Genomic DNA, 23666 nt, shown 5'->3' on the forward strand with positions numbered 1-23666 from the left:
GAAGAGCCCCTGGAGGTGGTGAGTTTGTTTTTCAGACCTGGTCGGTTTGTTTTTCAGACCCTGATGACCTGCGGGCCCAGCAGGGAGTAGCGGTGGGCTTCGGCGGCCGGGAGCAGGGTGCTCGTCACGATCGCCTCGAGCGCGCCGACCTCGGCGAACCGGCAGAAGCTGACCGCGCCGAACTTGGTGTGCACGCCCGCGAACACGGTCCGCCGGGCGGCGCGCAGCGCCTGTGCCTTGACCTCGCTGACCGCCGGGTCGGGCGTGGTCAGGCCGTACTCGCGGGAGATGCCGTTGGCGCCGATGAAGGCCAGGTCGAGGACGAAGCCGGCGAGCATCTTCGTCGTCCAGTGGTCGACGGTGGCCAGCGTGCCCGCCCGGACCCGGCCGCCGAGCAGCAGCACCGAGACCTGTTCGGCCCCGGCGAGGGCGGCCGCGACCGGCAGCGAGGCGGTGACCACGGTGAGCGGCCGGTCGGTGGGCAGGGCCTCGGCGATGAGCTGCGGGGTGAAGCCCTCGTCGACGAAGACCGTCTCGGCGTCCCCGAGCAGCCCGGCCGCGGCGGCCGCGATCCGGCGCTTCTCGGGCACATGGCTGGTGGCGCGGAAGGCGAGCGTCGTCTCGAAGCCCGCGCTCTCCACCGGATAGGCGCCGCCGTGCGTACGGCGGACCAGGCCGTGGTCCTCCAAGGCGCGCAGATCGCGCCGGATGGTCTCCTTGGCCACGCCCAGCTCCTCGGCGAGCGCGGCGACGTCGACCGAGCCGGTGGCGCGCGCCGCCAGCACGATCTCGCGCTGGCGCTCCTCTGCCGTCCTGGTGCTCATGCCGTCACCCGCTTCCGCGTGGAACTGCCCGTTCGGGCCCATGGGGGAAGTTCTACAGCGGGGGTGCGGCACCGACCAAGCCTGTCGTGGGCCCGTTTCTGCCCGTGTGGGCCCGTTTGCCGGGCGCGGTGCCCGGCGCGGACCTGCGAGGCCGTGTCCGGCGGGGTCGGAGCGGGCGGCCCGGATGCCCGGACGGGGCGGCGGGCGGGCCCGTTCGGTGCCCGCCCGCGCGCGTGGGCGACGGTTTTCCGCCGCCGGGAGCCTTCTTCCCGGACGTCGTCCGCGGGGTCAGTACGGCCAGATGGGCGGGTCGCTCACGAAGTGCCCGCCCAGGTGGCTGTGGGCCGGGTTCGCCGGGTCGAGCTCGCCCTGCTCGGCGATCAGCTTGTCGGCGTACGGCTCGGAGTCGTCCTGCGGCGTGTAACCGAGCGCCCGCGCGGTGGTCAGGTCCCACCACAGCCGGGTGTTGGCGGAGGAGCCGTAGACGACCGTGTGGCCGACTTCCTCGGCGGTCAGGGCCGCGTGGAAGAGGCGGGCGCCGTCGGCCGGGCTCATCCACACCGAGAGCATGCGCACGCTGGTCGGTTCCGGGAAGCAGGAGCCGATGCGCACCGAGACGGTCTCCAGGCCGTGCTTGTCCCAGTACAGCTGGGCGAGATCCTCGCCGAAGGACTTGGACAGGCCGTAGAAGGTGTCCGGGCGGCGCGGGGCGTCGACCGGGATGAGCGGTTCGCCCGCGCGCGGGGCGGGGGTGAAGCCGACGGCGTGGTTGGAGGAGGCGAAGACGATCCGGGGCACGCCCTCCTGGCGGGCCGCCTCGTAGAGGTTGTAGGTGCCCTCGATGTTCGCCTTGAGGATCTTGTCGAACGGGGCTTCCAGGGAGATGCCCGCGAGGTGGAGGACCGCGTCCACGCCCCGCACCGCCTCGCGCACCGCGGCCGTGTCGCCGAGGTCGGCGGTGATCGCGTCCGGCGCGCCCTCGACGGGGCGCATGTCGAACAGGCGCAGCGCGTAGCCGTACTCCGGCAGCCGGGACCGCATCAGGGTGCCGAGCCCGCCGGCGGCGCCGGTGAGCAGAACGGTGCGGGGAGCGGGCATCCTCGGTTCTCCTTGTAGCCGGTATTCACATACATGGACAAGTTAGAGAGCTTCACCCGGCAGCGTCAAGTGTCGCGTGAACGCGGAGAATCCGCTCCAGAGTTGCGCCTTTGCCTGCTTGACCTGCCGTAAGGGCGCCCCTTAGCGTGGTCGCGTTCAGAAATGTAGACACGGATCAGAACCATGCATCAGTGTGTTTCTCAAGGGAGAGCTCGTGACGCCAGCCCCTCTCACCGAACGGCTCAGCGAACCGAGCGGGCCGCTCTTCTTCCCCGTCACGGCCTACGGCCCGGGCGGCGCCCTCGATCTCGACGTCTACCGCACCCATGTACGCCGGGGCGTCGACGTCGGCGCCGCCGCCGTGTTCGCCTGCTGCGGCACCGGAGAGTTCCACGCGCTGCTGCCGGAGGAGTTCCAGGACTGCGTCCGGGCGGCCGTCGAGGCCGCCGAGGGGCGCGTGCCGGTCGTCGCGGGCGCCGGGTACGGCACCGCGCTCGCCGTCCGCTACGCGCGCCTGGCCGAGGAGGCGGGCGCCGACGGCCTGCTCGCCATGCCGCCGTACCTCGTCAAGGCCGGCCAGGAGGGACTGCTGCGGCACTACCGGGAGGTCGCCGCCGCCACGGCCCTGCCGGTCATCGTCTACCAGCGCGACAACGCCGTCTTCACCCCGCCCACGGTGGTCGAACTCGCCCGCACCGACGGGATCATCGGCCTCAAGGACGGCCTCGGCGACCTCGACCTCATGCAGCGCATCGTCAGCGCCGTGCGCACCGAGGCCCCCGGCGGCTTCCTGTACTTCAACGGCCTGCCCACCGCCGAGCAGACCCAGCTCGCCTACCACGCCCTCGGCATCACCCTGTACTCCTCGGCCGTCTTCTGCTTCGCCCCCGAGATCGCCCGCGCCTTCCACGCCGCCCTCGCGGGGGGCGACACGGCGACCGTGCGACGCCTGCTGGACGGCTTCTACCGCCCGTTCGTGGAACTGCGCGCCCAGGGCAGCGGCTACGCCGTCTCCCTCGTCAAGGCGGGCGTACGGCTGCGCGGCCTGGACGTCGGCGAGGTCCGGCCCCCGCTGCACGAACCGTCCGAGGACCACGTCAAGCAGCTCGCCCAGCTGATCGAGCGCGGCTACGCACTGCTGGAGGAGGGCCGGTGAAGGCGGCGGCGTTCGTCTACCCCTGGGACGTCAACGGCGATCCCGCGGCCCCCGCGCGCGTGGCCGGGCTCGGGGTGCGGCAGGTGACCCTCGCCGCCGCCTACCACTCCACCCGCACCCTGACGCCCCGCCACCCCCGCCACCGCATCGTCACCGCCGAGTACGCGGCCGTCCTGTACCCGCCCGGCGACCGCTGGACGGGCCGCGCCCTGCGCCCCTGCCCCGCCGGCCGCTGGGCCCCGGGCGACGCCTGGGGCGAGGCGGCACGGGCCCTGGCCGCGGCCGGGCTGGAGGTGCACACCTGGGTCGTGCTCGCGCACAACTCCCGCATGGGCGCCGAGCATCCGGACACCTCCGTCGTCAACGCCTACGGCGACCGCTACCCCTGGGCGCCCTGCATCGCCCAGCCCGCCACGCGCGCGTACCTGGTCGACCTCGCTGCCGAGGCCGCCGTACGCCCCGGCGCGCACGGCACCGAGCTGGAGTCCCTCGGCTGGTACGGGCTCCAGCATCTGCACGCCCACGACAAGACCGGCGGGGTCGGCCTCGGCGAGGCCGGGCAGTACCTGATGGCCCTGTGCTTCTGCCCGTCCTGCCGCGACGGTTACGGCGAACGGGGCCTCGACCCCGACGGGTTGGCGGCGTCCGTGCGCGACGCCCTGGAGCCGCTGTGGCGGGGCGCGGCGGACGACGAGGGCTGGCCGACCGTCGTCAAGCTGCTCGGCGAGGAGCCGGCGGCCCGCACGCGCGCGTGGCGCGAGGAGACCGCCGGCACCCTCCAGGAGGAGGCCGTCGCCGCCGTCCGCGCCGCCGCACCGGCCGGCTTCCGGATCCTGCTGCACGCCGACCCGGTCTCCCACCACTGCGGCGCCAACGCCGGCGTCGACCCCGCGCGCGTACTCGCCGTCGCCGACGGCGTGGTGGTGCCGTGCGCGGGCGGCACGGGCCTGCTGGCGCCCTTCGCCGCCCACGCCCGCGAGCGGACGGTGATCGCCGCCAACTTCACCGTGGTCTCCGGGATGGGCGGCAGCCCCGGCACCCTCGCGCGGGACGCGGCACGCGCGCGTGCGCAGGGCGCGACGGAACTGCGGCTGTATCACGCCGGGTTGGCGTCGGACGGCGACCTCGACGCGGTACGGGAGGCGCTGTCCGGGCCGTCCGCGCGCTGAGCCGTCGCGGCCGCCGTCAGCAGCAGGGCGAGGCCGTAGAGGGGCAACAGCAGCGCGGGGGAGGCGAGTTCGACCAGGCCCGCCCCGACGCCCAGCCCGATCACGTTGGGCGTGAAGACGAGGGTGTTGGCCGTGGCCGTCGCCCGGCCCAGCAGCGGGCCGGGCGTCTCACGCTGGACGGCGGTGAACACCGCGACGAGCACACAGGGCAGCGCCAGCCCGGTCGCCGCGGCGGACACGAGGGCCACCGCGTCCGACGGCACCGCTCGCGCGGCCACCGCGACCGCGTTCAGCGCGATGCCCGCCGCCGCGAGCCGGCGTCCGCCGAGGCGCCGCAGCGCGGCTCCCGCCACGAGCCCGGCCGCCACCGAACCCGCGCCCTGGACGGCGTACAGCACGCCCGCGTAGGCGGGTGCGCGGCCGAGCCGGTCCACGACGGCGTACACCGTCGTGGCGCTCAGCGAGCCGAGCAGCATCGTCGTACCGCCGGCCGTGACCAGCGGGCGCAGCCCGGGGTGCCCCCACAGGTGCCGCACGCCCCGCGCGGTCTCCCCGCGCCAGTCGCCGCCCGACCGTACGGGCTGTTCCTCGCGCACCCGCAGCAGGGCGACCAGAGCGGCGGAGACCACGAAGGTGACCGCGTCCAGACACGCGACCGCCGGACCGCCGAAGGCGGCGTACAGGCCCGCCCCGGTCAGCGGGGCGACCAGCTTCATGCCCTCCGTGACGGTCATCCGCAGGCCGTTGAAATCGCCGAGGAGGCACTCGTCGACGGCGGCGGTCACCAGCCCCGCCACGGCGGCCTCGGCGACGACCGCCACCGTGCCGTACAGGAGCAGGACGGTGAACAGCAGCCACAGCCCGCCGGGGGAGCGGACGGCGAAGAGCGTGGGGAGGGCGGCGGCGAGCCCCAGGTCCATGCGGACCAGCAGGGGCTTTCGGCGCACCCGGTCGGCGACCGTGCCGAGTGCCGGACCCGCGAGGGCGGGCGCCCACATGGCGAGCATGCACACGGCGGCCAGGCCGTCGGACCCGGTGAGGTCCCTGACCCACACACCCGAGGCCAGCCACAACGAGGAGGTACCGGAGGCGGACACCGTCAGGCCCGTGAGATACAGCGCCGCGTTGCGGTCCCGCAGGACGCGCGGCAGGGTCCACGAAGTCGTCATGCCCGGCCATCGTGGAGCTAAGGGGGGTGGACGGGGATCGGTGAGATGCCCTATTCCCGGGTGGTGGACCGGCGGGTTCCGCGCCGGCCGGCCGCTGGCGACAATCCGTCGGAACGTGTCAGTCGTGCCACTGGGGCGCACGCGCGCCGCTGCCTACCGTCGAGCGCATGCGTTACGTCGCCCCGATCCTCATCGGGCTCCTCTACGTCCTGCTCATGTCCCTCGTCCCGGACGCCCACCGGCGCCGCCTCAACGCGGTCATCGTCGCGGGGGCCGGCGCGGCCTACCTCAGCGGCGGCGGCCTCGGCGGCTGGGAGTTCGCGTTCACGGCCGTGTCCTCCTTCGTCGCCTACAAGGGCCTCGACTCCTGGGCGTGGACCGGCGTCGGCTGGCTGCTGCACACGGCCTGGGACGTCGTGCACCACCTCAAGGGCCACCCGATCATCCCGTTCGCCCACGACTCCTCGTTCGGCTGCGCCCTGTGCGACCCGGTGATCGCGGTGTGGTGCCTCGGCGGCGGCCGGTCGCCGTGGCCGCGGATACGGAGGTGGACGCGGACGCGCACGGGAACGGGCGGGACCGATGAGTTTCCGCGCGCCGGCCGGTCTGTCCTTCGTACGGGGGGCGCGATCCTGAAGGAGTGAGGCAGGCATGACCACGTTCGACCTCGGAGCCCAGACCAGAGCGGTGGCGCGGCTCGCCGAGTCCGTGACCGACGAGCAGCTGGCCGACCCGACCCCCTGCCCGGACCTGGCGGTGCGGAACCTGCTGGGCCACCTGCTGGGGCTGTCCGTGGCCTTCCGTGACGCGGCGCGCAAGGACCTCGGCCCCACGACCGACACCGACCCGAACGCCGCCGTCCCGGACCTCGGCCCCGGCTGGCGCGAGGACCTGCCCAAGGCGCTGGACGAGCTGGCCGAGGCCTGGCGCGACCCGGCCGCGTGGACCGGGGACACCCGGGCCGGCGGCGTGGACCTGCCGGCGGCGGTCGCGGGTGCGGTCGTCGCCGACGAACTGGTCGTCCACGGCTGGGACCTGGCCCGCGCCACGGGGCAGGACTACGCCCCCGACCCGGCCGCGCTGGGCTCGGCGCTCACGTTTCTGCGGGCCGCCGCGAACGACCCCGACCGCGGGAGCGGGCTGTTCGGGCCGGTGGTCGAGGTGCCGGAGTCCGCGACACTGCTGGACCGGGCGATCGGGCTGAGCGGCCGGGATCCGGGGTGGCGGCCGTAGGCTCCGCCGGTTCGGCAGCGGCGGCTGCCGTGGGTGAGTCGCGGCGCCCCGCGGTCGGGGGCTCGACCGGTTCTCGGCCGCGGGTTCGTCGTGTCTGAGCGCGCCCACGCGGCGGAGCCGCATATCGGCACAGCCCCGCGCTCCGGGCCCGGCCGACCGCGCGCGGGGTACCTGCCGGCCGGTGGGGGTGCCGAGGAGTGGGTGGATGCGGGGCCCGGGTCGTTCGCGGAACTGCAGCGGCACACGGAGCAGGCGCGGCTGACCGCGCTCCGGATCTCCACTATGCCCGCGGACCACAGCGCCGATCCGCGCACCGCCGCCTGCACCCTTGACCGCCCTTACCCGCCCATCCCTGCCCCGCGCGTGCACCGCACTCGGTGAACTCGCCGACCGCGCCGACCTGTTCCTGTGCGAGGCCGACCTCGACATCCATCGCGAAGGGGAACAGGTGCACCTGGCGTCGGAGGGTGCCGGGCGCACCGCCCGGAGGCGCGGGTGTGCGCACTGCTCGTCACCCACGTCGGTCCCACGCTCACCTGTGAGGCGGCCGTCGCGCGAGCCGCCGACCTCCTCCGGCTTCGTTTGTCAGAAGCATTGACGAAACACGGGCCCCCTCCTACCTTCAACGCGTCGTACTTCGTACGTCATATATGAGACGCGATATGTGAGATCCGAGAGGGCCGCATGACCTCTGTGCCCACCCCGATCCCGTCCCGCACCCAGTACGTGCTGGACGCGATCAAACACCGCATCCTGACCGGGCGGTTGACGCCCGGTCAGGCCCTCGTCGAGACGGAGCTGGCCGCGCAGTTCGGGGTGTCCAAGACCCCGGTGCGCGAGGCGCTGAAGACCCTCGCCGGGACCGGGCTGGTCGTGATGAGCCAGTACAAGGGCGTCACGGTGCGCATGGTGGACGCGGACATGGCGCGCGAGGTGTACGACGTACGGCTCCTGCTGGAGCCCGAGGCGCTGCGCCGGGCCGTCCGGCGCGGCGCCCCCCTCGATGCCGCGCGCGACGCGCTGGCCCGTGCCGACGGCGCCACCGACGCCGCCGAACGGTCCCTGGCCAACCGGGAGTTCCACCGCGCGCTGTACCTGCCGTGCGGCAACCCGCTGCTCGGCCGGATGCTCGACGAGGTCCGCGACCAGGCGGCCCTCGTCTCCGCCGTCGCCTGGGCCACCGACCCCTCCTGGGAGCGGGAGGCCGCCGAGCACCGGGAGATCCTGCGGCTCGCGCTCGCCGGCGACGCCGACGCGGCCGCCGGCGCCCTGCACGCCCACATCGCCTCCTTCGTCCGGCGCGCGTTCCCCCAGGAGACCCAGGAGATCCACGAACCCCACGCCTTCTCGCATCTCCCGCACGCCGTGGACCCGAAGACCCCCGCACAGGAAGGTCATTCATGAGCAGCGTGAGGTTCGAGAGCCGGCGGGCGGCCCTGGCCGACGTGGTGGCCATCCCGGTGACCCCGTTCGCCGCGGACGGCTCCGTCGACACCGGCGCCCACCGGGCCCTGCTGCGCCGCCTGCTCGACGGCGGGATCACCACCCTCACCCCGAACGGCAACACCGGAGAGTTCTACGCCCTCACTCCCGAAGAGCGCCGCCAGGTCACCGAGTCGACCGTCGACGAGGCGGGCGGGCGGGCGGCGGTCCTCGTCGGGGTCGGGCACGATCTGCCCACGGCCGTCGCCTCCGCCCGGCACGCGCGCGACCTCGGCGCCGGAATGGTCATGGTCCACCAGCCCGTGCACCCCTACGTCTCGGCGGCCGGCTGGGTCGACTACCACCGTGCCATCGCCGAGTCCGTGCCCGAGCTGGGCGTGGTGCCGTACCTGCGCGACGCCCAGCTGCCCGGCGCCCGGCTCGCCGAACTCGCCGACCACTGCCCGAACGTCATCGGCGTGAAGTACGCCGTACCGGACACCGTGCGCTTCGCCGCCTTCGCACGCGACGCCGGCCTCGACCGCTTCGTCTGGGTCGCCGGACTCGCGGAGCCCTACGCCCCCTCCTACTTCTCGGCGGGCGCCACCGGCTTCACCTCCGGACTCGTGAACGTCGCCCCGGCCGTCTCGCTGAACATGATCGAAGCGCTTCGGTCCGGCGACTACCCGGCCGCCATGAAGGTCTGGGAGCAGATCCGCCGCTTCGAGGAACTGCGCGCCGCCCACGGCTCCGCCAACAACGTCACCGTCGTCAAGGAGGCCCTCGCCTCGCTCGGCCTGTGCCGCCGCGACGTCCGCCCGCCGAGCAGGACGCTGCCCGAGGACGAGCGCGCCGAGGTCGCCGCCATCGCCACCGGATGGCCGATATGAGCGCCCCGCGCAAGCGCCCCGAGGAGCTGAGAAGCCACCAGTGGTACGGCACCGACGGTCTGCGCTCCTTCAGTCACCGCGCCCGCACCCGCCAGCTCGGCTACCTCCCCGAGGAGCACCTCGGCAAGCCGGTCATCGCGATCCTCAACACCTGGTCCGACATCAACCCGTGCCATGTGCACCTGCGGGACCGTGCGCAGGCCGTGAAGCGGGGCGTGTGGCAGGCCGGGGGCTTCCCGCTCGAATTCCCGGTCTCCACCCTCAGCGAGACCTTCCAGAAGCCGACCCCCATGCTCTACCGCAACCTGCTCGCGATGGAGACCGAGGAACTGCTGCGCTCCTACCCCGTCGACGGTGCGGTCCTGATGGGCGGCTGCGACAAGTCGACACCCGCCCTGCTCATGGGCGCGGCGAGCGTCGACCTCCCGGCCGTCTTCGTCCCGGCCGGGCCCATGCTCCCGGGTCACTGGCGCGGCGAGGTCCTCGGCTCCGGCACCGACATGTGGAAGTACTGGGACGACAGGCGGGCCGGCCTCATCGGGGACTGCGAGATGGCCGAGCTGGAGAGCGGCCTGGCCCGCTCGCCCGGCCACTGCATGACCATGGGTACGGCGTCCACGCTGACGGCCGCCGCCGAGGCGCTCGGCGTGACCGTGCCCGGCGCGTCCAGCATCCCGGCGGTGGACTCGGGGCACGACCGGATGGCCGCGCGATCGGGCCTGGCCGCCGTCGAACTGGTCCATCGGGGACGGAAGTTGAGCGACATCCTCACTCATGGGGCCTTCGCGGACGCCGTCACCACCGTGCTCGGCCTCGGCGGCTCCACCAACGCCGTGATCCATCTGATCGCCATGGCCGGGCGGGCGGGTGTCCGGCTCACCCTGGACGACTTCGACCGGATCGCCCGCACGGTGCCGGTCCTCGCCAACGTCCGCCCCGGCGGCCGGACGTACCTCATGGAGGACTTCCACTTCGCCGGCGGCCTGCCCGGCTTCCTCTCCCGGATCCCGGACCTGCTCCACCTCGACCGGCCCACGGTCTCGCACGACACCCTGCGCGAGCAGCTCGACGGCGCCCGGGTCCACCACGACGACGTCATCCGCACCCGCGACAACCCGGTCGCGAGCGAGGGCGGGGTCGCCGTGCTGCGCGGCAACCTCTGCCCGGACGGCGCGGTCATCAAGCACATCGCCGCCGAGCCCCGCCTGCTCGAGCACACCGGCCCGGCGGTCGTCTTCGACGACTACCGGACCATGCAGCGCACCATCGACGACCCCGCGCTCGGCATCACCGCCGACAGCGTGCTGGTGCTGCGGGGCGCCGGGCCCAAGGGCGGTCCGGGCATGCCCGAGTACGGCATGCTGCCCATCCCGGACCACCTGCTGAAGCAGGGCGTGCGTGACATGGTCCGGATCTCCGACGCCCGGATGAGCGGCACGAGTTACGGCGCCTGCGTGCTGCACGTGGCCCCGGAGTCGTACGTCGGCGGACCGCTGGCGCTGGTGCGCACCGGCGACCTCATCACCCTCGACGTCGCGGCCCGCACCCTCCGACTCGACGTGGACGACGAGGAGTTGGCGCGTCGCCGGGCGGAGTGGACGCCGCCGCCCGTGCGTGCCGAGCGCGGATACGGCGCGCTCTACACCGAGCAGATCACCCAGGCGGACACCGGCTGCGACTTCGAGTTCCTCGCGCGGCCGGGCACGGTGCGGGAACCGTACGCGGGCTGAGCCCGGCCGGTCCACACCTTCCTGTGGACGAGATCTCGAACAACGATCGGCAGGCGCTTACCCGGAACGGAGAACAGTCATGGGCCAAGCCGCAGCCGTGGCGAAACCGCCCGCGCCACCCGGCGGCGCCGTGCCTCCGCGCCCCCGTGCAGGCTGCCGTACCTGCTGATCGCCCCGGCGGCCCTGCTGATGCCGGGCTTCATCGCCCACCCGGTGCTCAGCGTCTTCTCCGACAGCCTGCAGAACCACAACCCCACCAAGCCCTGGCGGAACGGCTTCGCCGGCGCCGGCAACTTCACCCAGGCCTTCGCCCACGACCCCCATCCTCCCCTTCACCCCAGCGCACGGTCACAGGACCCTGATCCGAGCGGGGTCCGGCAGCCGCGTCGGAGCGGTGTCGCCGTACCACGCGTACTCAAGGGCCGACAGCCGTCCGTCGCTCACCCAGACGAGCAACTCGCCCGCCGGCTCTCCGAAATCGCCGCGGACCGTGCCCACCGCCGGGAGGACGCCGTCCGCGACCGGGGCCGCCGGGACCCACGAGGGCACGGTCAGGTCCGTGCTCGGCGACTCGGCACCCCAAGGCCGCCCGAGGCTCACCTCCGCGACCTGGGCCCGGAGTTCGCGCACGCCGGGGAGGTCCGCCGCGAGGAGTGCGGTGAGGGCCTGCCGGTAGCCGAGTGCGGCAGGAGGAGGGCGGCGTGGCATGGGACCGCCATCGTATCGATCGGATAACACCGCTCGCCCAGTGGGGTGTGATGCGCGTAGACAGTCCGTGACCTGGTACATCACCCCCAACAAACCGGATCCGGAGTTTTCATGCGGAAGTCCCACAGAGTTGTCGCCGTCGGTGCCGCCTGTGCCATCGCCGGTGCCGCGCTCTACGGCGCGGGCGCGGCCGGTGCCCGGCAGTCGACCGCCAACTCGACCCACGAGCCCTACAACATCGGGCAGTTGGTGAAGGACATCGACACCTACTACGGCACCACCGCCGACAGCAACGGTGTCTACCAGGCGTCGCCCGACAGCCCGTACGCCAAGGACCTGGCGCGGATCGACGCCGACGCCAGGGCCTACATCGACAAGGCCGCCCGCGCGGCGCACCGGCACGGCGAGAAGCCGGCCGTCATGTTCGACATCGACGACACGCTGCTGCTCAGCCTGGACTACGAGAAGCGGTACAACTACACGTACAACTCCACCACGTGGAACGACTACGTGAACCGCGCCGACCGGCCGGCCGTCTTCGGCAGCCCCGAACTGGTCCGCTACGCGCAGTCCAAGGGCGTCGAGGTCTTCTACAACTCCGGTCTCACCGAGGCCCAGCGCACGGCCGCCGTCGCCAACCTGAAGAAGGTCGGCGCCGATGTGAACCTCGACGCCGACCACATGTTCCTCAAGGACAAGGCCAACCCGCCGGCCTACCTGGGCGACTGCGCCACCCCGGGCACCTGGACCTGCACCACCGTCCAGTACAAGTCCGGCACCCGCAAGCACATCGAGGACGACCTCGGCTACGAGATCATCGCCAACTTCGGCGACCAGTACTCGGACCTGGACGGCGGCTTCGCCGACCGGACGTACAAGCTGCCGAACCCGACGTACTTCGTCGCCTGACGGCCGTACCTACTCCGCCGCCCCCGTCACCGGCCGCACCGTGCCGGGGCGGGGGCGTGTCGGCAGGGTGGCGAAGTTCCGGGGCGCGGCCTCACCCGTGTGTCGCGAAGCCGCCCTTCACCGCGTAGCCGACGCCGTCCGCGGTGCCCGTGACGGTGTAGCCGTCGGCCTTCGCGTCCCGGGCGCCGCGCTCGTGGTTGTACTGGCCCGCGAACACCCACTGGCCCGCCGGGACCGTACGGCCCTCCTTGAGGGTCCAGGTGTAGACGAGGAAGCCGTCCCGCTCCTCGACCGTCTGCGTGAAGTCCGTCTCCGGCAGGGAGCGCCAGGCGCCCGTGGAGGAGACTCCGCCGGTCTGGGCGACCCTCAACTCGACCGTGAGCGAGCTCAGTTGCCTCGACGTCTTCAGGGTCAGATCGCTCTGCGCCCAGAAGTCGTTGCTGTGCGGGTCGACCGAGCCGTCCGACCGCAGGGGACCCTGCTGCTCGCCGCGGGCCACGGGCGGCCGCGCGGAGGCGTCCGGTGTGCGGGCCGGGGCGGAACCCGGTGCGCGCGTCGCGTGGGCGGCGCCCGAGCCGGCCGCCGGGTTCGTGGCGCCCGCCGACGGGTGCGCCGTCGTCGCGTGCGGGGCCGGCGTCGGGGTCGGCGAGACCGCGACCGTCTGCCGCGCGGGAGGCCTGTCCTTGACGGCGGACGCCACCGCGTACCCGCCGACCGCCAGCACGCTCGCGACCGCCGCCGTGGCGCCGGCCACCCGGGCCCAGCCCCACACCGGCGGGCGGGTGGACCGGTGGCCGGCGCGGGGGGAGCCGGCCGGGGCGGCCATGCCGCGTTCCACGCGGGCCAGGATGCGCGCGCGGTCCGGTTCGTGGGCCTCGGCCGCCTCGTGCAGCCGGGCGCGCAGCTCGTCGTGCACGTCCTGCTGCCTCATCGGTTCCTTCCTCCGCTCTCGCCGGCCCGGGCCGTCATCGCCGCGTGCATCCGCCGCGGATCGCCCTGGGGGCCGAGCAGCCGGTGCAGTTCGGCCAGGCCCTTGGACGTCTGGCTCTTCACCGTACCCACCGACACCCCGAGCGCGAGCGCGGTGTCCTTCTCCGAGAGGTCGAACGCGTGCCGCAGCACCACACACGCCCGTTTGCGGAACGGCAGTCTGCGCAGCGCCTCCCGCACGTCCACCACACCGGCCACGTCCGGGTTCTCGGTCCTCTCCTCGCGGTGCGACCAGAACAGCGCGATCCGGCGCCGCTCGCGCACCGCGCTGCGGATCCGGGTACGGGCGAGGTTGGCGACCACGCCGCGCGCGTACGCCACCGGGTGGTCGGCGGCGCGCACCCGGTCCCAGCGGTGCCACAGCGCCAGCAGCGCGTCCGCCGCGAGATCGTCGGCGGCGTCGGACTCCCCGGTCAACAGGTGGGCCAGCCGGGAGAGTTCGGCGTGGTGCCGTTCGAAGAAGGCATGGAACTCCACGGAGGCGGCGTCGTCGACGACTGTGCCCACGGGTGACCTCTTCTCGGTGCGCGACTGCGAGGTGCTGTGTATGTCATGTGAATGACATGCGGGGGTCCGGAGGAGTCCCGGACGGAGATCGGGAGCGTAGCAGTGGTCATTTCGCGTGCGTCGTACGGGGGGCCGGACAACGTATGGTCCACCGAACCCGATTCCGTAACACGTCGAAAACCTGAATCAGGTTGAACAGGGGAACAATCCAGCCAGCACGCGCACACCGCCCATCAGGCAACGAGGAGTTGGACCATGTCCGCACCGCTCAGCGGAATCGACCGGTACTTCAGAGTCTCCGCACGTGGATCCACGTTCGGCCGGGAGATACGCGGCGGCTTCGCCACGTTCTTCACCATGGCCTACATCCTTGTCCTGAATCCGATCATCCTGGGAAGTGCCAAGGACAAGTACGGCCACACGCTCGACACCGGCCAACTCGTCACCGCCACCGCGCTGGTGGCGTGTGTGATGACGATCATCATGGGCGTCGGCGGCAACCTGCCGCTCGCGATCGCCGCCGGCCTCGGCCTGAACGCCGTCGTCGCCTTCCAGCTCGCCCCGCTGATGAGCTGGCCCGACGCGATGGGCCTCGTCGTCCTGGAAGGCCTGATCATCTGCCTCCTGGTCCTCACCGGGCTCCGGGAAGCGATCATGAACGCGATCCCGCACCAGCTGAAGCAGGCCATCGGCGTCGGCATCGGCCTGTTCATCGCGTTCATCGGCTTCGTCGACGCCGGCTTCGTCAGCCGGATCCCGGACGCCGCGAACACCACCGTGCCCGTGCAGCTCGGCGCCGTGGGACGCCTCACCGGCTGGCCCGTGCTGGTCTTCTGCCTCGGTGTGCTGCTGACCATCGCCCTGCTCGCCCGCAAGGTGAAGGGCGCGATCCTCATCAGCATCGTGACGATGACCGCCGTCGCGATCGTCATCGACTCCGTCGCCGACATCAAGACCTGGGGACTGACCACGCCCAAGGTCCCGGACAGGATCGTCGCCGCCCCGGACTTCGGACTGATCGGTCACTTCAGCGTGTTCGGCGGCTTCGGCAAGGCCGGCGTGCTCACCGCCGTCCTGCTCGTCTTCACCCTGATCCTGTCGGACTTCTTCGACGCCATGGGCACGATCGTCGGCATCAGCGCCGAGGCCGGGCTGCTGGACGAGCAGGGCCAGGTGCCCGGCATCGGCCGCGTGCTGTTCATCGACGGCGCCGCCGCCGTCGCGGGCGGCCTCGGCTCCGCCTCCTCCAACACCGCCTACATCGAGTCGGCGGCCGGCGTCGGCGAGGGTGCCCGCACCGGCCTCGCCAACCTCGTCACCGGCGGCCTCTTCGGCCTCGCCCTCTTCCTCACCCCGCTGCTCACCATCGTCCCGCTGCAGGCGGCGGCCCCCGCGCTGATCGCGGTCGGCTTCCTCATGATGACCCACGTCAAGCACATCGACTGGGACCGGTACGAGATCGCCGTCCCGGCGTTCCTGACCATCGCCGCGATGCCGTTCACCTACTCCATCACCGACGGCATCGGAGCCGGTTTCCTGGCCTACGTGGTCATCAAGACGGTGCTGGGGAAGGCGAAGGAGGTCAACTGGCTGCTGTGGGGGGTCTCGGCGCTGTTCCTCGTGTACTTCGCCATCGACCCCGTGGAGCAGCTGCTCGGGGTGAAGTGAGGGGTGCGGTGAAAGGGGAGGTGAGCAGGCCTACTTCAGCGCCGCCCGCATCATCGCCTTCGCCACCGGGGCCGCCAGGCCGTTGCCGCTGACCTCCGACCTGGCCGCGTCCGACTGCTCGACCATCACCGCCACGGCGACCTCCTTGCCGCTGCTGTCGGACGTGCCGAAGGACGTGAACCAGGCGTACGGCGTCTTGCTGTTGTTCTCGCCGTGCTGGGCGGTGCCGGTCTTGCCGCCGACGGTGACGCCGTCGATCAGGGCGTTCGTACCGGTGCCGTCCTTGACCACCGTCTCCATCGCCGACTGGAGCTGCTCGGCGGTGGAGGAGCTGACGACCTCCTTGGTCCCGGCGCCGGAGTCATAGTCCTTCACCACATCGCCGCCGCTGTCGGTGATCTGGGACACCATGTGCGGCGAGACCAGCTTGCCGCCGTTGGCTATCGCCGCGGACACCATGGCCATCTGGAGCGGCGTCGCCGTGACGTCGAACTGGCCGATGCCGGACAGTCCGGTCTGCGCCTTGTCCATGTGCGACGGGTACACGCTGGCGTAGGCCCGCACCGGCACATCGAGCGAGTCGTCGTCGAAGCCGAACTTCTCGGCCATGGCCTTCACCTTGTCCTGCCCCAGGTCGACGGCCATCTTGCCGAAGACGTTGTTGCAGGAGTACTGCAGGGCGACCCGGATCGGGGCGTTCTCGCACGGGGCCGACGGGTTCTCGTTCGCCAGTGGCCGCACCGTGCCCGGCAGGGTGTACGGGTTGGGGCTGTCGGTGTGTTCGTCCACGTTCTTGTAGAGCCCGTCCTCCAGCGCGGCCGCCGCCACGACCAGCTTGAACGTGGAACCCGGCGGCAGCGGCTGGCGCAGCGCCCGGTTGGTCAGCGGCTTGTTCCTGTCCGCGTTGAACCGCTTCCAGGCGCTGCCGGCCGTGTTGGCGTCGGTGAGCGAGGAGGGGTCGTACGACGGCGTCGAGACCACCGCGAGGATCTTGCCGGTCTTCGGGTCGATCGCGACGGCCGCGCCCTTCTTGTCACCGAGGGCCTGGTATGCGGCCTTCTGGACCGCGGGGTCGATCGTGGTGAGCACGTTGCCCGGGTCGGAGCGCTCGCCGGTGAGCGTGCCCAGCACGGTCTTCAGCCTGGGATCCGTGCCGCCCAGCAGGTCCTGGTAGACGCCCTCCAGCTGGGTGGGGGCGTAGGCCTGCGAGGCGTAGCCCGTCACCGCGGCGTAGAGCTTGCCGTCCGTGTACGTCCGCTTGTAAGCGAGGTCGCTCCCTGTCGTCCGCGTCGAGCCGGTGATCGCGTTTCCGGCCACGATGATGTTCCCGAGCGGCCGCGAGTACGTCTCGATCGCGCCCCGCCGGTTGTCGTTGTCGTCCGCGAGGGCCTTGCCGTCGTAGAACTGCACCCACGTCGCCCTGACCAGCAGAGCGAGTACGAGCAGCATCGTGAAGACGGACGCCCGCCTGATCGTCTTGTTCATCCCGCTCAGGAGGACGAGCGAGAAGGGGGTGATCGTTCCCGTACGCCCGGTTTCTCATCGAACGCTCAGGAACGCCGGCCCCCTGCGGCGTCCGGTCAGAGCCTGCGCGTCGCCAGCGTCAGCCGATCGCGGGCGTCGAACAGCGCGTCCTTGATCATCTGCTCGTGCGCGGGGGTGAGCCGGGCCACCGGCACCGAGCAGCTGATCGCGTCCCGGGCCGGGGTGCGGTACGGGATCGCCACGCCGAAGCAGCGCAGGCCGAGCGTGTTTTCCTCGCGGTCGACCGCGAAGCCCTGCTCCCGCACCTGGTGCAGCTCCTCGATGAGTCGCTCGCGGTCGGTGATCGTGTGCTCGGTCAGCTCCGGGAGGGTCTCGGGGAGGAGCCCCCGGACCTGCTCGTCGGTGTACGTGGCGAGGATCGCCTTGCCGAGCGAGGTGGAGTGCGCGGGCAGCCGGCGGCCGACCCGGGTGAAGGGGCGCAGATAGTGCTGGGACTGGCGGGTGGCCAGATAGACGACGTTCGTGCCGTCGAGGCGGGCCAGGTGGATCGTCTCCGTGGTGTCGTCCGACAGCCGGTCCAGCGTCGGGCGGGCTGCGGCCACCACCTCGTCGCCGTCGATGTACGACGTGCCGACCAGCAGCGCCCGCACCCCGATGCCGTACCGCGTGCCCGTCGCGTCCGTCTCGACCCAGCCCAGCTCCACGAGGGTGCGCAGCAGCATGTACAGGCTGGACTTGGGGTATCCCACCGCCTCCTGGACCGCCGCGAGGGAGTGCATGCCAGGGCGGCCGGCGAAGTACTCGAGCAGCTCAACGGTCCGTACCGCGGACTTGACCTGCGCCCCGCCCCCTGCGTCGCCTGCCGTCATCGCCCTTGACCCCTTCGTTCGACCAGGGCCTGGATATTCAGGACCCGAGATATGTAGTCTCCGAACAGCGAATTCATCATCAGAGACAGTGTTCAGTATATCGAACGCGGCTGATGGGTGACCCAGTTAAGCGCAGTCTCGTCTGGAGAGGACCCGCGGTGGCAGCAGCACCAGTCTGGAGTGTCGACCCGCGCACCGGGAAGCAGCGTGAACAGGTTGCGGTGGAGGCCACAGCCCAGGAGGTGGACGCCGCGGTCCTGGCGGCACACGCCGCGCGCGGCGCCCTCGCCGACCGCACGGTCCGCGCCGCCTTCCTGCGCTCCGCCGCCGACGGCCTGGACGCGGCCAGGGACGGCCTCGTCGAGACCGCCGACGCCGAGACCGCCCTCGGCCCGGTCCGGCTCACCGGCGAACTCGCCCGCACCAGCTACCAGTTGCGGGCCTTCGCCGGCATCGTCGACGAGGGCGCCTTCCTCGACGTCGTCATCAACCACCCCGACGACACCGCCACCCCGCCCGTCCCGGACCTGCGCCGCTACAAGGTGCCGCTCGGCGTCGTCGCCGTCTACTCGGCCTCCAACTTCCCCTTCGCCTTCTCCGTCGCCGGCGGTGACACCGCGAGCGCGCTCGCCGCGGGCTGCCCGGTCGTCGTCAAGGCCCACCCCGACCACCCGGCCCTGTCCGAGCTGGTCGCCAAGGTGCTGCGCCGGGCCGCCGCCCACCACGGCATCCCCGAGGGCGTCGTCGGCCTCGTGCACGGCTTCACGGCGGGCATCGAGCTGATCATGCACCCGCAGGTCGCGGCCGCGGGCTTCACCGGGTCGGTCCGGGGTGGCCGCGCGCTCTTCGACGCCGCCGCCGCGCGCCCGGTACCGATCCCGTTCCACGGCGAACTCGGCTCGCTCAACCCGGTCCTCGTGACCGAGGCCGCCGTCGCCGAGCGCGCCGAGGCGATCGGCGCCGGGCTCGCCGGTTCCATGACCCTCGGGGTCGGGCAGTTCTGCGTGAAGCCGGGGCTGGTGCTCGTACCGTCGGGCGCGGCCGGGGACCGGCTGGTGAAGTCCCTCACCGACGCGGTCAGCGACACCGCCGCCGGGGTCCTGCTCGACCACCGCATGCGGGACAACTTCGTCGCCGGGGTCGAGGAGCGGGCCCGCCTCGCGGACGTCGACTCGCCCGTCACACCGGGCGCGGGCGGCGAGCACACGGTCAGCGCCGGGTTCCTCACGGTGCCGGCGGCGAGGCTGACCGAGGAGGGCGCCTACGACCTGCTGCTGGAGGAGTGCTTCGGGCCGGTCTCGGTCGTGGCCCGCTACGCCGACGAGGCCGAGGCGAGCGCCGTGCTCTCGCGGCTGCCGGGCAACCTGACCGCCACGGTCCAGGTGTCCGCGGAGGAGGCCGCCGGGCAGGGCCGGGGACCGGAGCTGCTCGCCTCGCTGACCCCGCTGGCCGGGCGCGTGGTCGTGAACGCGTGGCCGACGGGTGTCGCCGTGGCTCCGGCCCAGCACCACGGCGGGCCGTACCCGGCCACGACGTCCACGTCCACGTCCGTGGGCGGTACGGCCATCGAGCGCTGGCTGCGCCCGGTGGCCTACCAGAACGCGCCCACCGCCCTGCTGCCCGCCGAGCTGAAGGACGAGAACCCGCTGGGGCTTCCCCGGCGGTTCAACGGGGTCCTGGAGCGGTAGGCGGGAAGAGCCCGGCCGGTTCGAAAGCCCCTGACACAATCGGACGATGGACGTGGAACTCCCCGAACTCCCCTTCCCCCTGCGCACCTACGGCCCCGAAGGGCACTGGTCCTACGAGGACGGCGTGCTGACCGGCTGGGCCGGGCCCCGGCAGGACCGGTTCGTCCCGCCCACCGGCGCGGCCCTCGACCCCGCCGCCGACGCGCCTCGGCTGCTGGGGGCGCCGGAGGGGGACTTCCAGCTGATCGCCCGGGTGACCGTGGGGTTCCGGGCGGCCTTCGACGCCGGTGTGCTGTACGCGCACGTCGGCGAGCGGGCGTGGGCCAAGCTGTGCCTGGAGTACTCCCCGGACGTGCCCACCGTCTGCACGGTGGTCACCCGGGGACACTCCGACGACTGCAACTCCTTCACCGTGGACGGCAGTTCGGTCTGGCTGCGGATCAGCCGCACCGGCCGGGCCTTCGCCTTCCACGCCTCCCGGGACGGCGAGAGCTGGACCTTCGTCCGGCTCTTCACCCTGGGCGACGAGAAGGAGACCGACGCGGCCCTGGTCGGGTTCATGACGCAGTCGCCGATGGGGGAGGGGTGCGTGGTGACGTACGACCACATCGAGCTAAGGCCGACCTGGCCCCAGGACCTGAGGGACGGGAGTTAGGGGGGGACCTTCGACAGGCCGGCGGGTACGGAACCGCACCGCACGGGCGCGCGTCCTCGACGGCATGATCAGTGACCGAGTGACGGGCGCCCGCGTGATCCGCACCGCCCTGCCCGCCGAGGCCGAGGTGATCGCCGCGCTGCATCACCGGGCGCGCTCGACGTACTACCCGGACGGCCTCCCGGACGACGGCATCGACTGGACCGCCGCCTGGCGCAACGCCGTCGAACGGCCCGACGGGCAGGTGCTGTGCGTCGTCGACCAGGGCGCCATCACCGCCATCGCTTCCTTCCGGCCCCCGGCGGACGGCCCCGCCGACACGGTCAAGCTGTTCCAGTTCCACGTCGACCCCGACCGCTGGCGCACCGGCATCGGTACCGACCTGCACGCGGCCTGTGCGGAGCAGTGGCGCGCCGACGGCAGGCGGAGCGCGGTGCTCGACGTGCACGTGGACAACCGGCGCGCCCAGGCCTTCTACGCCCGCCTCGGCTGGGTCCCCGATCCGGAGAACCCGCCGGCCGACGGTGATCACCACCTGTTCCTGCGCTTCTCCGTGTCCGGGGAATGAACGGGGCTGTTTGAACGTTCACGTACCGGGAGCGGGGAGAGCCCCCGCGCCCGTACGACCCGGAGAAGAGCCGTGAGCATGCGCGTCGAGATCTGGACGGACATCGCCTGTCCCTGGTGCTACGTCGGAAAGGCGCGGTTCGACAAGGCCCTCGCCGCCTTCCCGCACCGCGACGAGGTCGAGGTCGTGCACCGGTCCTTCGAGCTGGACCCGGGCCGCGCCAAGGGCGACGTCCAGCCGGTGATCACCATGCTGACCAAGAAGTACGGCATGAGCGAGGCGCAGGCCGAGGCCGGCGAGGACAACCTGGGTGCCCAGGCCGCCGCCGAGGGCCTGGACTACCGCACCCGCGGCCGCGACCACGGCAACACCTTCGACATGCACCGCCTGCTGCACTTCGCCAGGGAGCAGGGCGTCCAGGACGCGCTGATCCAGATCCTGTACCGGGCGAACTTCGCCGAGGAGCGGTCGGTCTTCACCGAGGGCGACGAGCGCCTGGTCGAGCTGGCGGTGGAGGCCGGGCTGGACGCGGAGGCCGTCCGCGCCGTACTCGCCGACCCGGCCCGGTACGCCGACGAGGTCCGCGCCGACGAGCGCGAGGCCGCACAGCTCGGCGCGAACGGCGTGCCGTTCTTCGTCCTCGACCGCACCTACGGTGTCTCCGGCGCCCAGCCCGCCGAGGTCTTCGCCCAGGCCCTCAGCCGGGCCTGGGGCGAGCGGACGCCGCTGAAGCTGGTGGACCAGGGCGGGGCGCAGGCCTGCGGGCCGGACGGGTGCGCCGTACCCCAGCAGGACTGAAACCGCAGGTCGGGGCGGATGTATAAGGCGCGCTAAGCGAATCCACGTACATTTTCGCAATGGACGGGAGATGCCATGCCCCGCAGAGTAGGGGCATGGAGACCTTCGAGAGCCTCGTCCGTGCCGAGTTCAGCCCGAAGAACGCCTATCTGAACACCGCGAGCAGCGGCCTGCTGCCCGCCCGCACCGTCGCCGCCCTGCACGAAGCGGTGGCGATCAGGGCGGCGGGCCGGCCGCTGGACCCGCTGTTCGAGGACGTGGAGCTGGCCCGCGCCGCGTTCGCGCGGCTCGCCGGGGTGCCGGTGGCCCGGGTGGCGGCCGGGGCGTCGGTCGCCTCCCAGACCGGTCTGGTCGCCGCCTCGCTGCCGGCCGGCGCCGAAGTCCTCACCGCCGAGGACGACTTCACCTCCGTGCTCAACCCGTTCCACACCCGGGGCGACCTCAAGGTCCGTGCTGTACCGCTGGAACGGCTCGCCGAGTCCGTGCGGCCCGGCACCGCGCTCGTCGCGGTCAGCGCCGCCCAGTCCGCCGACGGACGGATCGCCGACCTGCCGGCCCTGCGCGAGGCGGCCCGGGCGCACGGCACGCGCACCTACGTCGACTTCTCCCAGGCCGCGGGCTGGCTGCCGATGGAGGCCGGGGCCTACGACTTCACCGTCTCCACGACCTTCAAGTGGCTGCTCGGCCCGCACGGGGCGGCCTTCCTCGTCGTCCCCGAGGACTTCGGGGGCCTCGCCCCGCTGCTGGCGGGCTGGGTCGCGGCCGAGGAACCCTGGGACAGCTGCTACGGCCCGGTGGCCGAACTCGCCCGTTCGGCACGGCGGTTCGACGTCAGCCCGGCCCTGTTCACCTACACCGGCGTGCGCCACTCCCTCGCCCTGATCGAGGAGCTGGGCGTGGCCGCCGTACAGGCTCACGACCTGGCCCTCGCCGACCGGTTCCGGGCCGGACTCGGCTCGCTCGGCCACGCGCCCCTGCCCGCCCCCGGCTCTGCGATCGTCTCCGTCCCCGGACTGGGCGGGCGGCAGGGCGAGTTGAGCCGCGCGGGCGTCGAGGTGGCGAACCGGGCAGGCAACCTGCGGGCCTCGTTCCACCTCTACAACACGCCCGCGGACGTGGACCGGCTGCTGGACGTGCTGGCCGGCTGACGGCGCCCACGACATGACCGGGCCGGGGCCTCCCGTCCCACACAGGAGGCCCCGGCCCGGGGTTTCGCGGGGGTGCCGCGGTACGTCGGGGGCTACTTCACCGCAGTGAAGTCCCTCGCCCCGATGAACTCGGGCCGGCGCACCGGTGCCGCGAAGGGCTCGACGGCCGCGTTGTCCACGCTGTTGAACACGATGAACACGTTGCTGCGCGGGAACGGCGTGATGTTGTCGCCGGAGCCGTGCATGCAGTTGCAGTCGAACCAGGTCGCCGAACCGGCCTTGCCCGTGAAGAGCTTGATGCCGTACTCGCCCGCCATCTTCGTCAGCGCCTCGTCGGACGGTGTGCCGGCGTCCTGCATCTGGAGGGACTTCTTGTAGTTGTCCTTGGGCGTGGCGCCCGCGCAGCCCAGGAATGTGCGGTGCGAGCCCGGCATGATCATCAGGCCGCCGTTGGTGTCGTGGTTCTCGGTCAGCGCGATCGAGACGGACACCGTGCGCATGTTCGGCAGGCCGTCCTCGGCGTGCCAGGTCTCGAAGTCCGAGTGCCAGTAGAAGCCGCTCGCGCCGAAGCCCGGCTTGACGTTGATGCGGGACTGGTGGACGTACACGTCCGAGCCGAGGATCTGCCGGGCCCGGCCGACGACGCGCTCGTCGCGCACCAGGTTCGCGAACACCTCGCTGATCCGGTGCACCTCGAAGACCGAGCGGATCTCCTGCGACGCCGGCTCGATGACCGAGCGCTCGTCGGCGCGGATCGCCGGGTCGTCGATCAGCCGGTCCAGCTCCCGCCGGTAGACCTCGACCTCGTCGGGGGTGATCAGCTGGTCGATCGCGAGGAAGCCGTCACGCTCGTACGACTGGAGGTCGCCGGTCGCGATCGGGCCGGGCGTGTCCGGGGAGCCCCAGACGACCGGGTCCTGCCGGGGGACGCTGACCTCGGTGGCTCCGCGGCTGGGGTACAGATCGGTCAGGGTGGTCATGT

23 protein-coding genes and 1 pseudogene are annotated in these 23666 nt (G+C 72.4%); 15 read left to right on the forward strand and 9 right to left on the reverse strand.

Features of this window, described 5'->3' with window-relative positions:
* Positions 1–53 precede the first annotated feature (53 nt).
* On the reverse strand, positions 54–824 hold the full coding sequence (locus BIV23_RS16355; protein ID WP_071381669.1) for a DeoR/GlpR family DNA-binding transcription regulator: 771 nt from the start codon (positions 822–824) through the stop codon (positions 54–56).
* Positions 825–1112: 288 nt separating this feature from the next.
* Positions 1113–1922, reverse strand: a complete 810-nt coding sequence (locus BIV23_RS16360; RefSeq protein WP_071381586.1) for an NAD-dependent epimerase/dehydratase family protein — start codon at positions 1920–1922, stop codon at positions 1113–1115.
* Positions 1923–2136: 214 nt separating this feature from the next.
* Between BIV23_RS16360 and BIV23_RS16365 the strand changes: the two genes are divergently transcribed.
* Both BIV23_RS16365 and BIV23_RS16370 read left to right on the forward strand, forming a co-directional pair.
* Positions 2137–3078, forward strand: coding sequence for a 5-dehydro-4-deoxyglucarate dehydratase (locus BIV23_RS16365; RefSeq protein ID WP_071381587.1), 942 nt, complete (start codon positions 2137–2139; stop codon positions 3076–3078).
* A complete protein-coding gene (locus BIV23_RS16370; protein WP_071381588.1) occupies positions 3075–4247 on the forward strand; it encodes a hypothetical protein in 1173 nt (390 codons plus the stop codon). Before BIV23_RS16365 ends, BIV23_RS16370 begins: the two co-directional genes overlap by 4 nt.
* On the opposite strand, the gene BIV23_RS16375 is transcribed toward BIV23_RS16370, so the two are convergent.
* Positions 4175–5416, reverse strand: a complete 1242-nt coding sequence (locus BIV23_RS16375) for an MFS transporter (RefSeq protein WP_071381589.1) — start codon at positions 5414–5416, stop codon at positions 4175–4177. The two genes, BIV23_RS16370 and BIV23_RS16375, sit on opposite strands and share 73 nt — an antisense overlap.
* A gap of 167 nt (positions 5417–5583) precedes the next feature.
* Between BIV23_RS16375 and BIV23_RS16380 the strand changes: the two genes are divergently transcribed.
* From BIV23_RS16380 to BIV23_RS46320, 6 genes and pseudogenes are all read left to right on the forward strand, one after another.
* Positions 5584–6060, forward strand: a complete 477-nt coding sequence (locus BIV23_RS16380) for a DUF6010 family protein (protein ID WP_071381590.1) — start codon at positions 5584–5586, stop codon at positions 6058–6060.
* Between the two features lie 7 nt (positions 6061–6067).
* The gene (locus tag BIV23_RS16385; RefSeq protein ID WP_071381591.1) at positions 6068–6649 is read left to right on the forward strand and encodes a TIGR03086 family metal-binding protein; all 582 of its coding nucleotides are present in this window, start codon (positions 6068–6070) and stop codon (positions 6647–6649) included.
* A gap of 684 nt (positions 6650–7333) precedes the next feature.
* A complete protein-coding gene (locus BIV23_RS16395; RefSeq protein ID WP_245790548.1) occupies positions 7334–8053 on the forward strand; it encodes a GntR family transcriptional regulator in 720 nt (239 codons plus the stop codon).
* Complete coding sequence (locus tag BIV23_RS16400) at positions 8050–8961, forward strand: dihydrodipicolinate synthase family protein (protein WP_071381593.1); 912 nt, start codon at positions 8050–8052, stop codon at positions 8959–8961. The genes BIV23_RS16395 and BIV23_RS16400 overlap by 4 nt, the downstream gene beginning before the upstream one ends.
* Positions 8958–10691: an L-arabinonate dehydratase gene (araD, locus tag BIV23_RS16405; protein WP_071381594.1), complete on the forward strand. Its 1734-nt coding sequence runs from the start codon at positions 8958–8960 to the stop codon at positions 10689–10691. The genes BIV23_RS16400 and araD overlap by 4 nt, the downstream gene beginning before the upstream one ends.
* A gap of 79 nt (positions 10692–10770) precedes the next feature.
* Positions 10771–11012, forward strand: a pseudogene (locus BIV23_RS46320) (carbohydrate ABC transporter permease); the annotation flags it as partial.
* 27 nt (positions 11013–11039) lie between these two features.
* Here the strand turns inward: BIV23_RS46320 and BIV23_RS50340 are convergent.
* The gene (locus BIV23_RS50340) at positions 11040–11399 is read right to left on the reverse strand and encodes a hypothetical protein (RefSeq protein WP_071381596.1); all 360 of its coding nucleotides are present in this window, start codon (positions 11397–11399) and stop codon (positions 11040–11042) included.
* Between the two features lie 111 nt (positions 11400–11510).
* On the opposite strand from BIV23_RS50340, the gene BIV23_RS16420 reads away from it, so the two are divergent.
* The gene (locus BIV23_RS16420) at positions 11511–12308 is read left to right on the forward strand and encodes an HAD family acid phosphatase (RefSeq protein ID WP_071381597.1); all 798 of its coding nucleotides are present in this window, start codon (positions 11511–11513) and stop codon (positions 12306–12308) included.
* A gap of 91 nt (positions 12309–12399) precedes the next feature.
* Here the strand turns inward: BIV23_RS16420 and BIV23_RS16425 are convergent, their stop codons facing one another.
* Together BIV23_RS16425 and BIV23_RS16430 are read right to left on the reverse strand one after the other, a co-directional pair.
* Positions 12400–13239: a hypothetical protein gene (locus tag BIV23_RS16425; protein WP_071381598.1), complete on the reverse strand. Its 840-nt coding sequence runs from the start codon at positions 13237–13239 to the stop codon at positions 12400–12402.
* On the reverse strand, positions 13236–13805 hold the full coding sequence (locus tag BIV23_RS16430) for a SigE family RNA polymerase sigma factor (protein WP_071381599.1): 570 nt from the start codon (positions 13803–13805) through the stop codon (positions 13236–13238). The genes BIV23_RS16425 and BIV23_RS16430 overlap by 4 nt, the downstream gene beginning before the upstream one ends.
* A 255-nt stretch (positions 13806–14060) precedes the next feature.
* Between BIV23_RS16430 and BIV23_RS16435 the strand changes: the two genes are divergently transcribed.
* Positions 14061–15473, forward strand: a complete 1413-nt coding sequence (locus tag BIV23_RS16435; protein ID WP_071381600.1) for an NCS2 family permease — start codon at positions 14061–14063, stop codon at positions 15471–15473.
* Positions 15474–15503: 30 nt separating this feature from the next.
* Here BIV23_RS16435 and BIV23_RS16440 read toward each other — a convergent pair whose 3' ends face one another.
* Positions 15504–16958, reverse strand: a complete 1455-nt coding sequence (locus BIV23_RS16440) for a peptidoglycan D,D-transpeptidase FtsI family protein (RefSeq protein WP_071381601.1) — start codon at positions 16956–16958, stop codon at positions 15504–15506.
* 95 nt (positions 16959–17053) lie between these two features.
* Positions 17054–17827 carry an IclR family transcriptional regulator gene (locus BIV23_RS16445; protein ID WP_071381602.1) on the reverse strand — a complete coding sequence of 258 codons (774 nt, stop codon included), beginning with the start codon at positions 17825–17827 and terminating at the stop codon, positions 17054–17056.
* Positions 17828–17985: 158 nt separating this feature from the next.
* Between BIV23_RS16445 and BIV23_RS16450 the strand changes: the two genes are divergently transcribed.
* The 5 genes from BIV23_RS16450 to BIV23_RS16470 all read left to right on the forward strand — a co-directional run bounded on the left by BIV23_RS16450 (position 17986) and on the right by BIV23_RS16470 (position 22684).
* The gene (locus tag BIV23_RS16450; RefSeq protein WP_079173198.1) at positions 17986–19515 is read left to right on the forward strand and encodes an aldehyde dehydrogenase (NADP(+)); all 1530 of its coding nucleotides are present in this window, start codon (positions 17986–17988) and stop codon (positions 19513–19515) included.
* A 46-nt stretch (positions 19516–19561) separates the two neighbouring features.
* Positions 19562–20170, forward strand: coding sequence for a DUF1349 domain-containing protein (locus BIV23_RS16455; protein WP_071381604.1), 609 nt, complete (start codon positions 19562–19564; stop codon positions 20168–20170).
* Between the two features lie 64 nt (positions 20171–20234).
* On the forward strand, positions 20235–20738 hold the full coding sequence (locus BIV23_RS16460) for a GNAT family N-acetyltransferase (protein ID WP_177239914.1): 504 nt from the start codon (positions 20235–20237) through the stop codon (positions 20736–20738).
* A 78-nt stretch (positions 20739–20816) separates the two neighbouring features.
* On the forward strand, positions 20817–21536 hold the full coding sequence (locus tag BIV23_RS16465; RefSeq protein WP_071381672.1) for a DsbA family oxidoreductase: 720 nt from the start codon (positions 20817–20819) through the stop codon (positions 21534–21536).
* Positions 21537–21631: 95 nt separating this feature from the next.
* Complete coding sequence (locus tag BIV23_RS16470; protein ID WP_071381605.1) at positions 21632–22684, forward strand: aminotransferase class V-fold PLP-dependent enzyme; 1053 nt, start codon at positions 21632–21634, stop codon at positions 22682–22684.
* A 92-nt stretch (positions 22685–22776) separates the two neighbouring features.
* Here BIV23_RS16470 and thpD read toward each other — a convergent pair whose 3' ends face one another.
* Positions 22777–23664, reverse strand: coding sequence for an ectoine hydroxylase (gene thpD, locus BIV23_RS16475; protein WP_071381606.1), 888 nt, complete (start codon positions 23662–23664; stop codon positions 22777–22779).
* Positions 23665–23666 lie beyond the last annotated feature (2 nt).

This window comes from Streptomyces monashensis (assembly GCF_001866665.1).
Taxonomy (GTDB): domain Bacteria; phylum Actinomycetota; class Actinomycetes; order Streptomycetales; family Streptomycetaceae; genus Streptomyces; species Streptomyces monashensis.

Coding starts and splice junctions, on each gene's coding strand:
- BIV23_RS16355 (WP_071381669.1), bottom strand. CDS start 824: ATGAGCACCAGGACGGCAGAGGAGCGCCAGCGCGAGATCGTGCTGGCG.
- BIV23_RS16360 (WP_071381586.1), bottom strand. CDS start 1,922: ATGCCCGCTCCCCGCACCGTTCTGCTCACCGGCGCCGCCGGCGGGCTC.
- BIV23_RS16375 (WP_071381589.1), bottom strand. CDS start 5,416: ATGACGACTTCGTGGACCCTGCCGCGCGTCCTGCGGGACCGCAACGCG.
- BIV23_RS16380 (WP_071381590.1), top strand. CDS start 5,584: ATGCGTTACGTCGCCCCGATCCTCATCGGGCTCCTCTACGTCCTGCTC.
- BIV23_RS16385 (WP_071381591.1), top strand. CDS start 6,068: ATGACCACGTTCGACCTCGGAGCCCAGACCAGAGCGGTGGCGCGGCTC.
- BIV23_RS16395 (WP_245790548.1), top strand. CDS start 7,334: ATGACCTCTGTGCCCACCCCGATCCCGTCCCGCACCCAGTACGTGCTG.
- BIV23_RS16400 (WP_071381593.1), top strand. CDS start 8,050: ATGAGCAGCGTGAGGTTCGAGAGCCGGCGGGCGGCCCTGGCCGACGTG.
- araD (WP_071381594.1), top strand. CDS start 8,958: ATGAGCGCCCCGCGCAAGCGCCCCGAGGAGCTGAGAAGCCACCAGTGG.
- BIV23_RS50340 (WP_071381596.1), bottom strand. CDS start 11,399: ATGCCACGCCGCCCTCCTCCTGCCGCACTCGGCTACCGGCAGGCCCTC.
- BIV23_RS16420 (WP_071381597.1), top strand. CDS start 11,511: ATGCGGAAGTCCCACAGAGTTGTCGCCGTCGGTGCCGCCTGTGCCATC.
- BIV23_RS16425 (WP_071381598.1), bottom strand. CDS start 13,239: ATGAGGCAGCAGGACGTGCACGACGAGCTGCGCGCCCGGCTGCACGAG.
- BIV23_RS16435 (WP_071381600.1), top strand. CDS start 14,061: ATGTCCGCACCGCTCAGCGGAATCGACCGGTACTTCAGAGTCTCCGCA.
- BIV23_RS16440 (WP_071381601.1), bottom strand. CDS start 16,958: ATGAACAAGACGATCAGGCGGGCGTCCGTCTTCACGATGCTGCTCGTA.
- BIV23_RS16445 (WP_071381602.1), bottom strand. CDS start 17,827: ATGACGGCAGGCGACGCAGGGGGCGGGGCGCAGGTCAAGTCCGCGGTA.
- BIV23_RS16455 (WP_071381604.1), top strand. CDS start 19,562: ATGGACGTGGAACTCCCCGAACTCCCCTTCCCCCTGCGCACCTACGGC.
- BIV23_RS16460 (WP_177239914.1), top strand. CDS start 20,235: ATGATCAGTGACCGAGTGACGGGCGCCCGCGTGATCCGCACCGCCCTG.
- BIV23_RS16465 (WP_071381672.1), top strand. CDS start 20,817: ATGCGCGTCGAGATCTGGACGGACATCGCCTGTCCCTGGTGCTACGTC.
- BIV23_RS16470 (WP_071381605.1), top strand. CDS start 21,632: ATGGAGACCTTCGAGAGCCTCGTCCGTGCCGAGTTCAGCCCGAAGAAC.
- thpD (WP_071381606.1), bottom strand. CDS start 23,664: ATGACCACCCTGACCGATCTGTACCCCAGCCGCGGAGCCACCGAGGTC.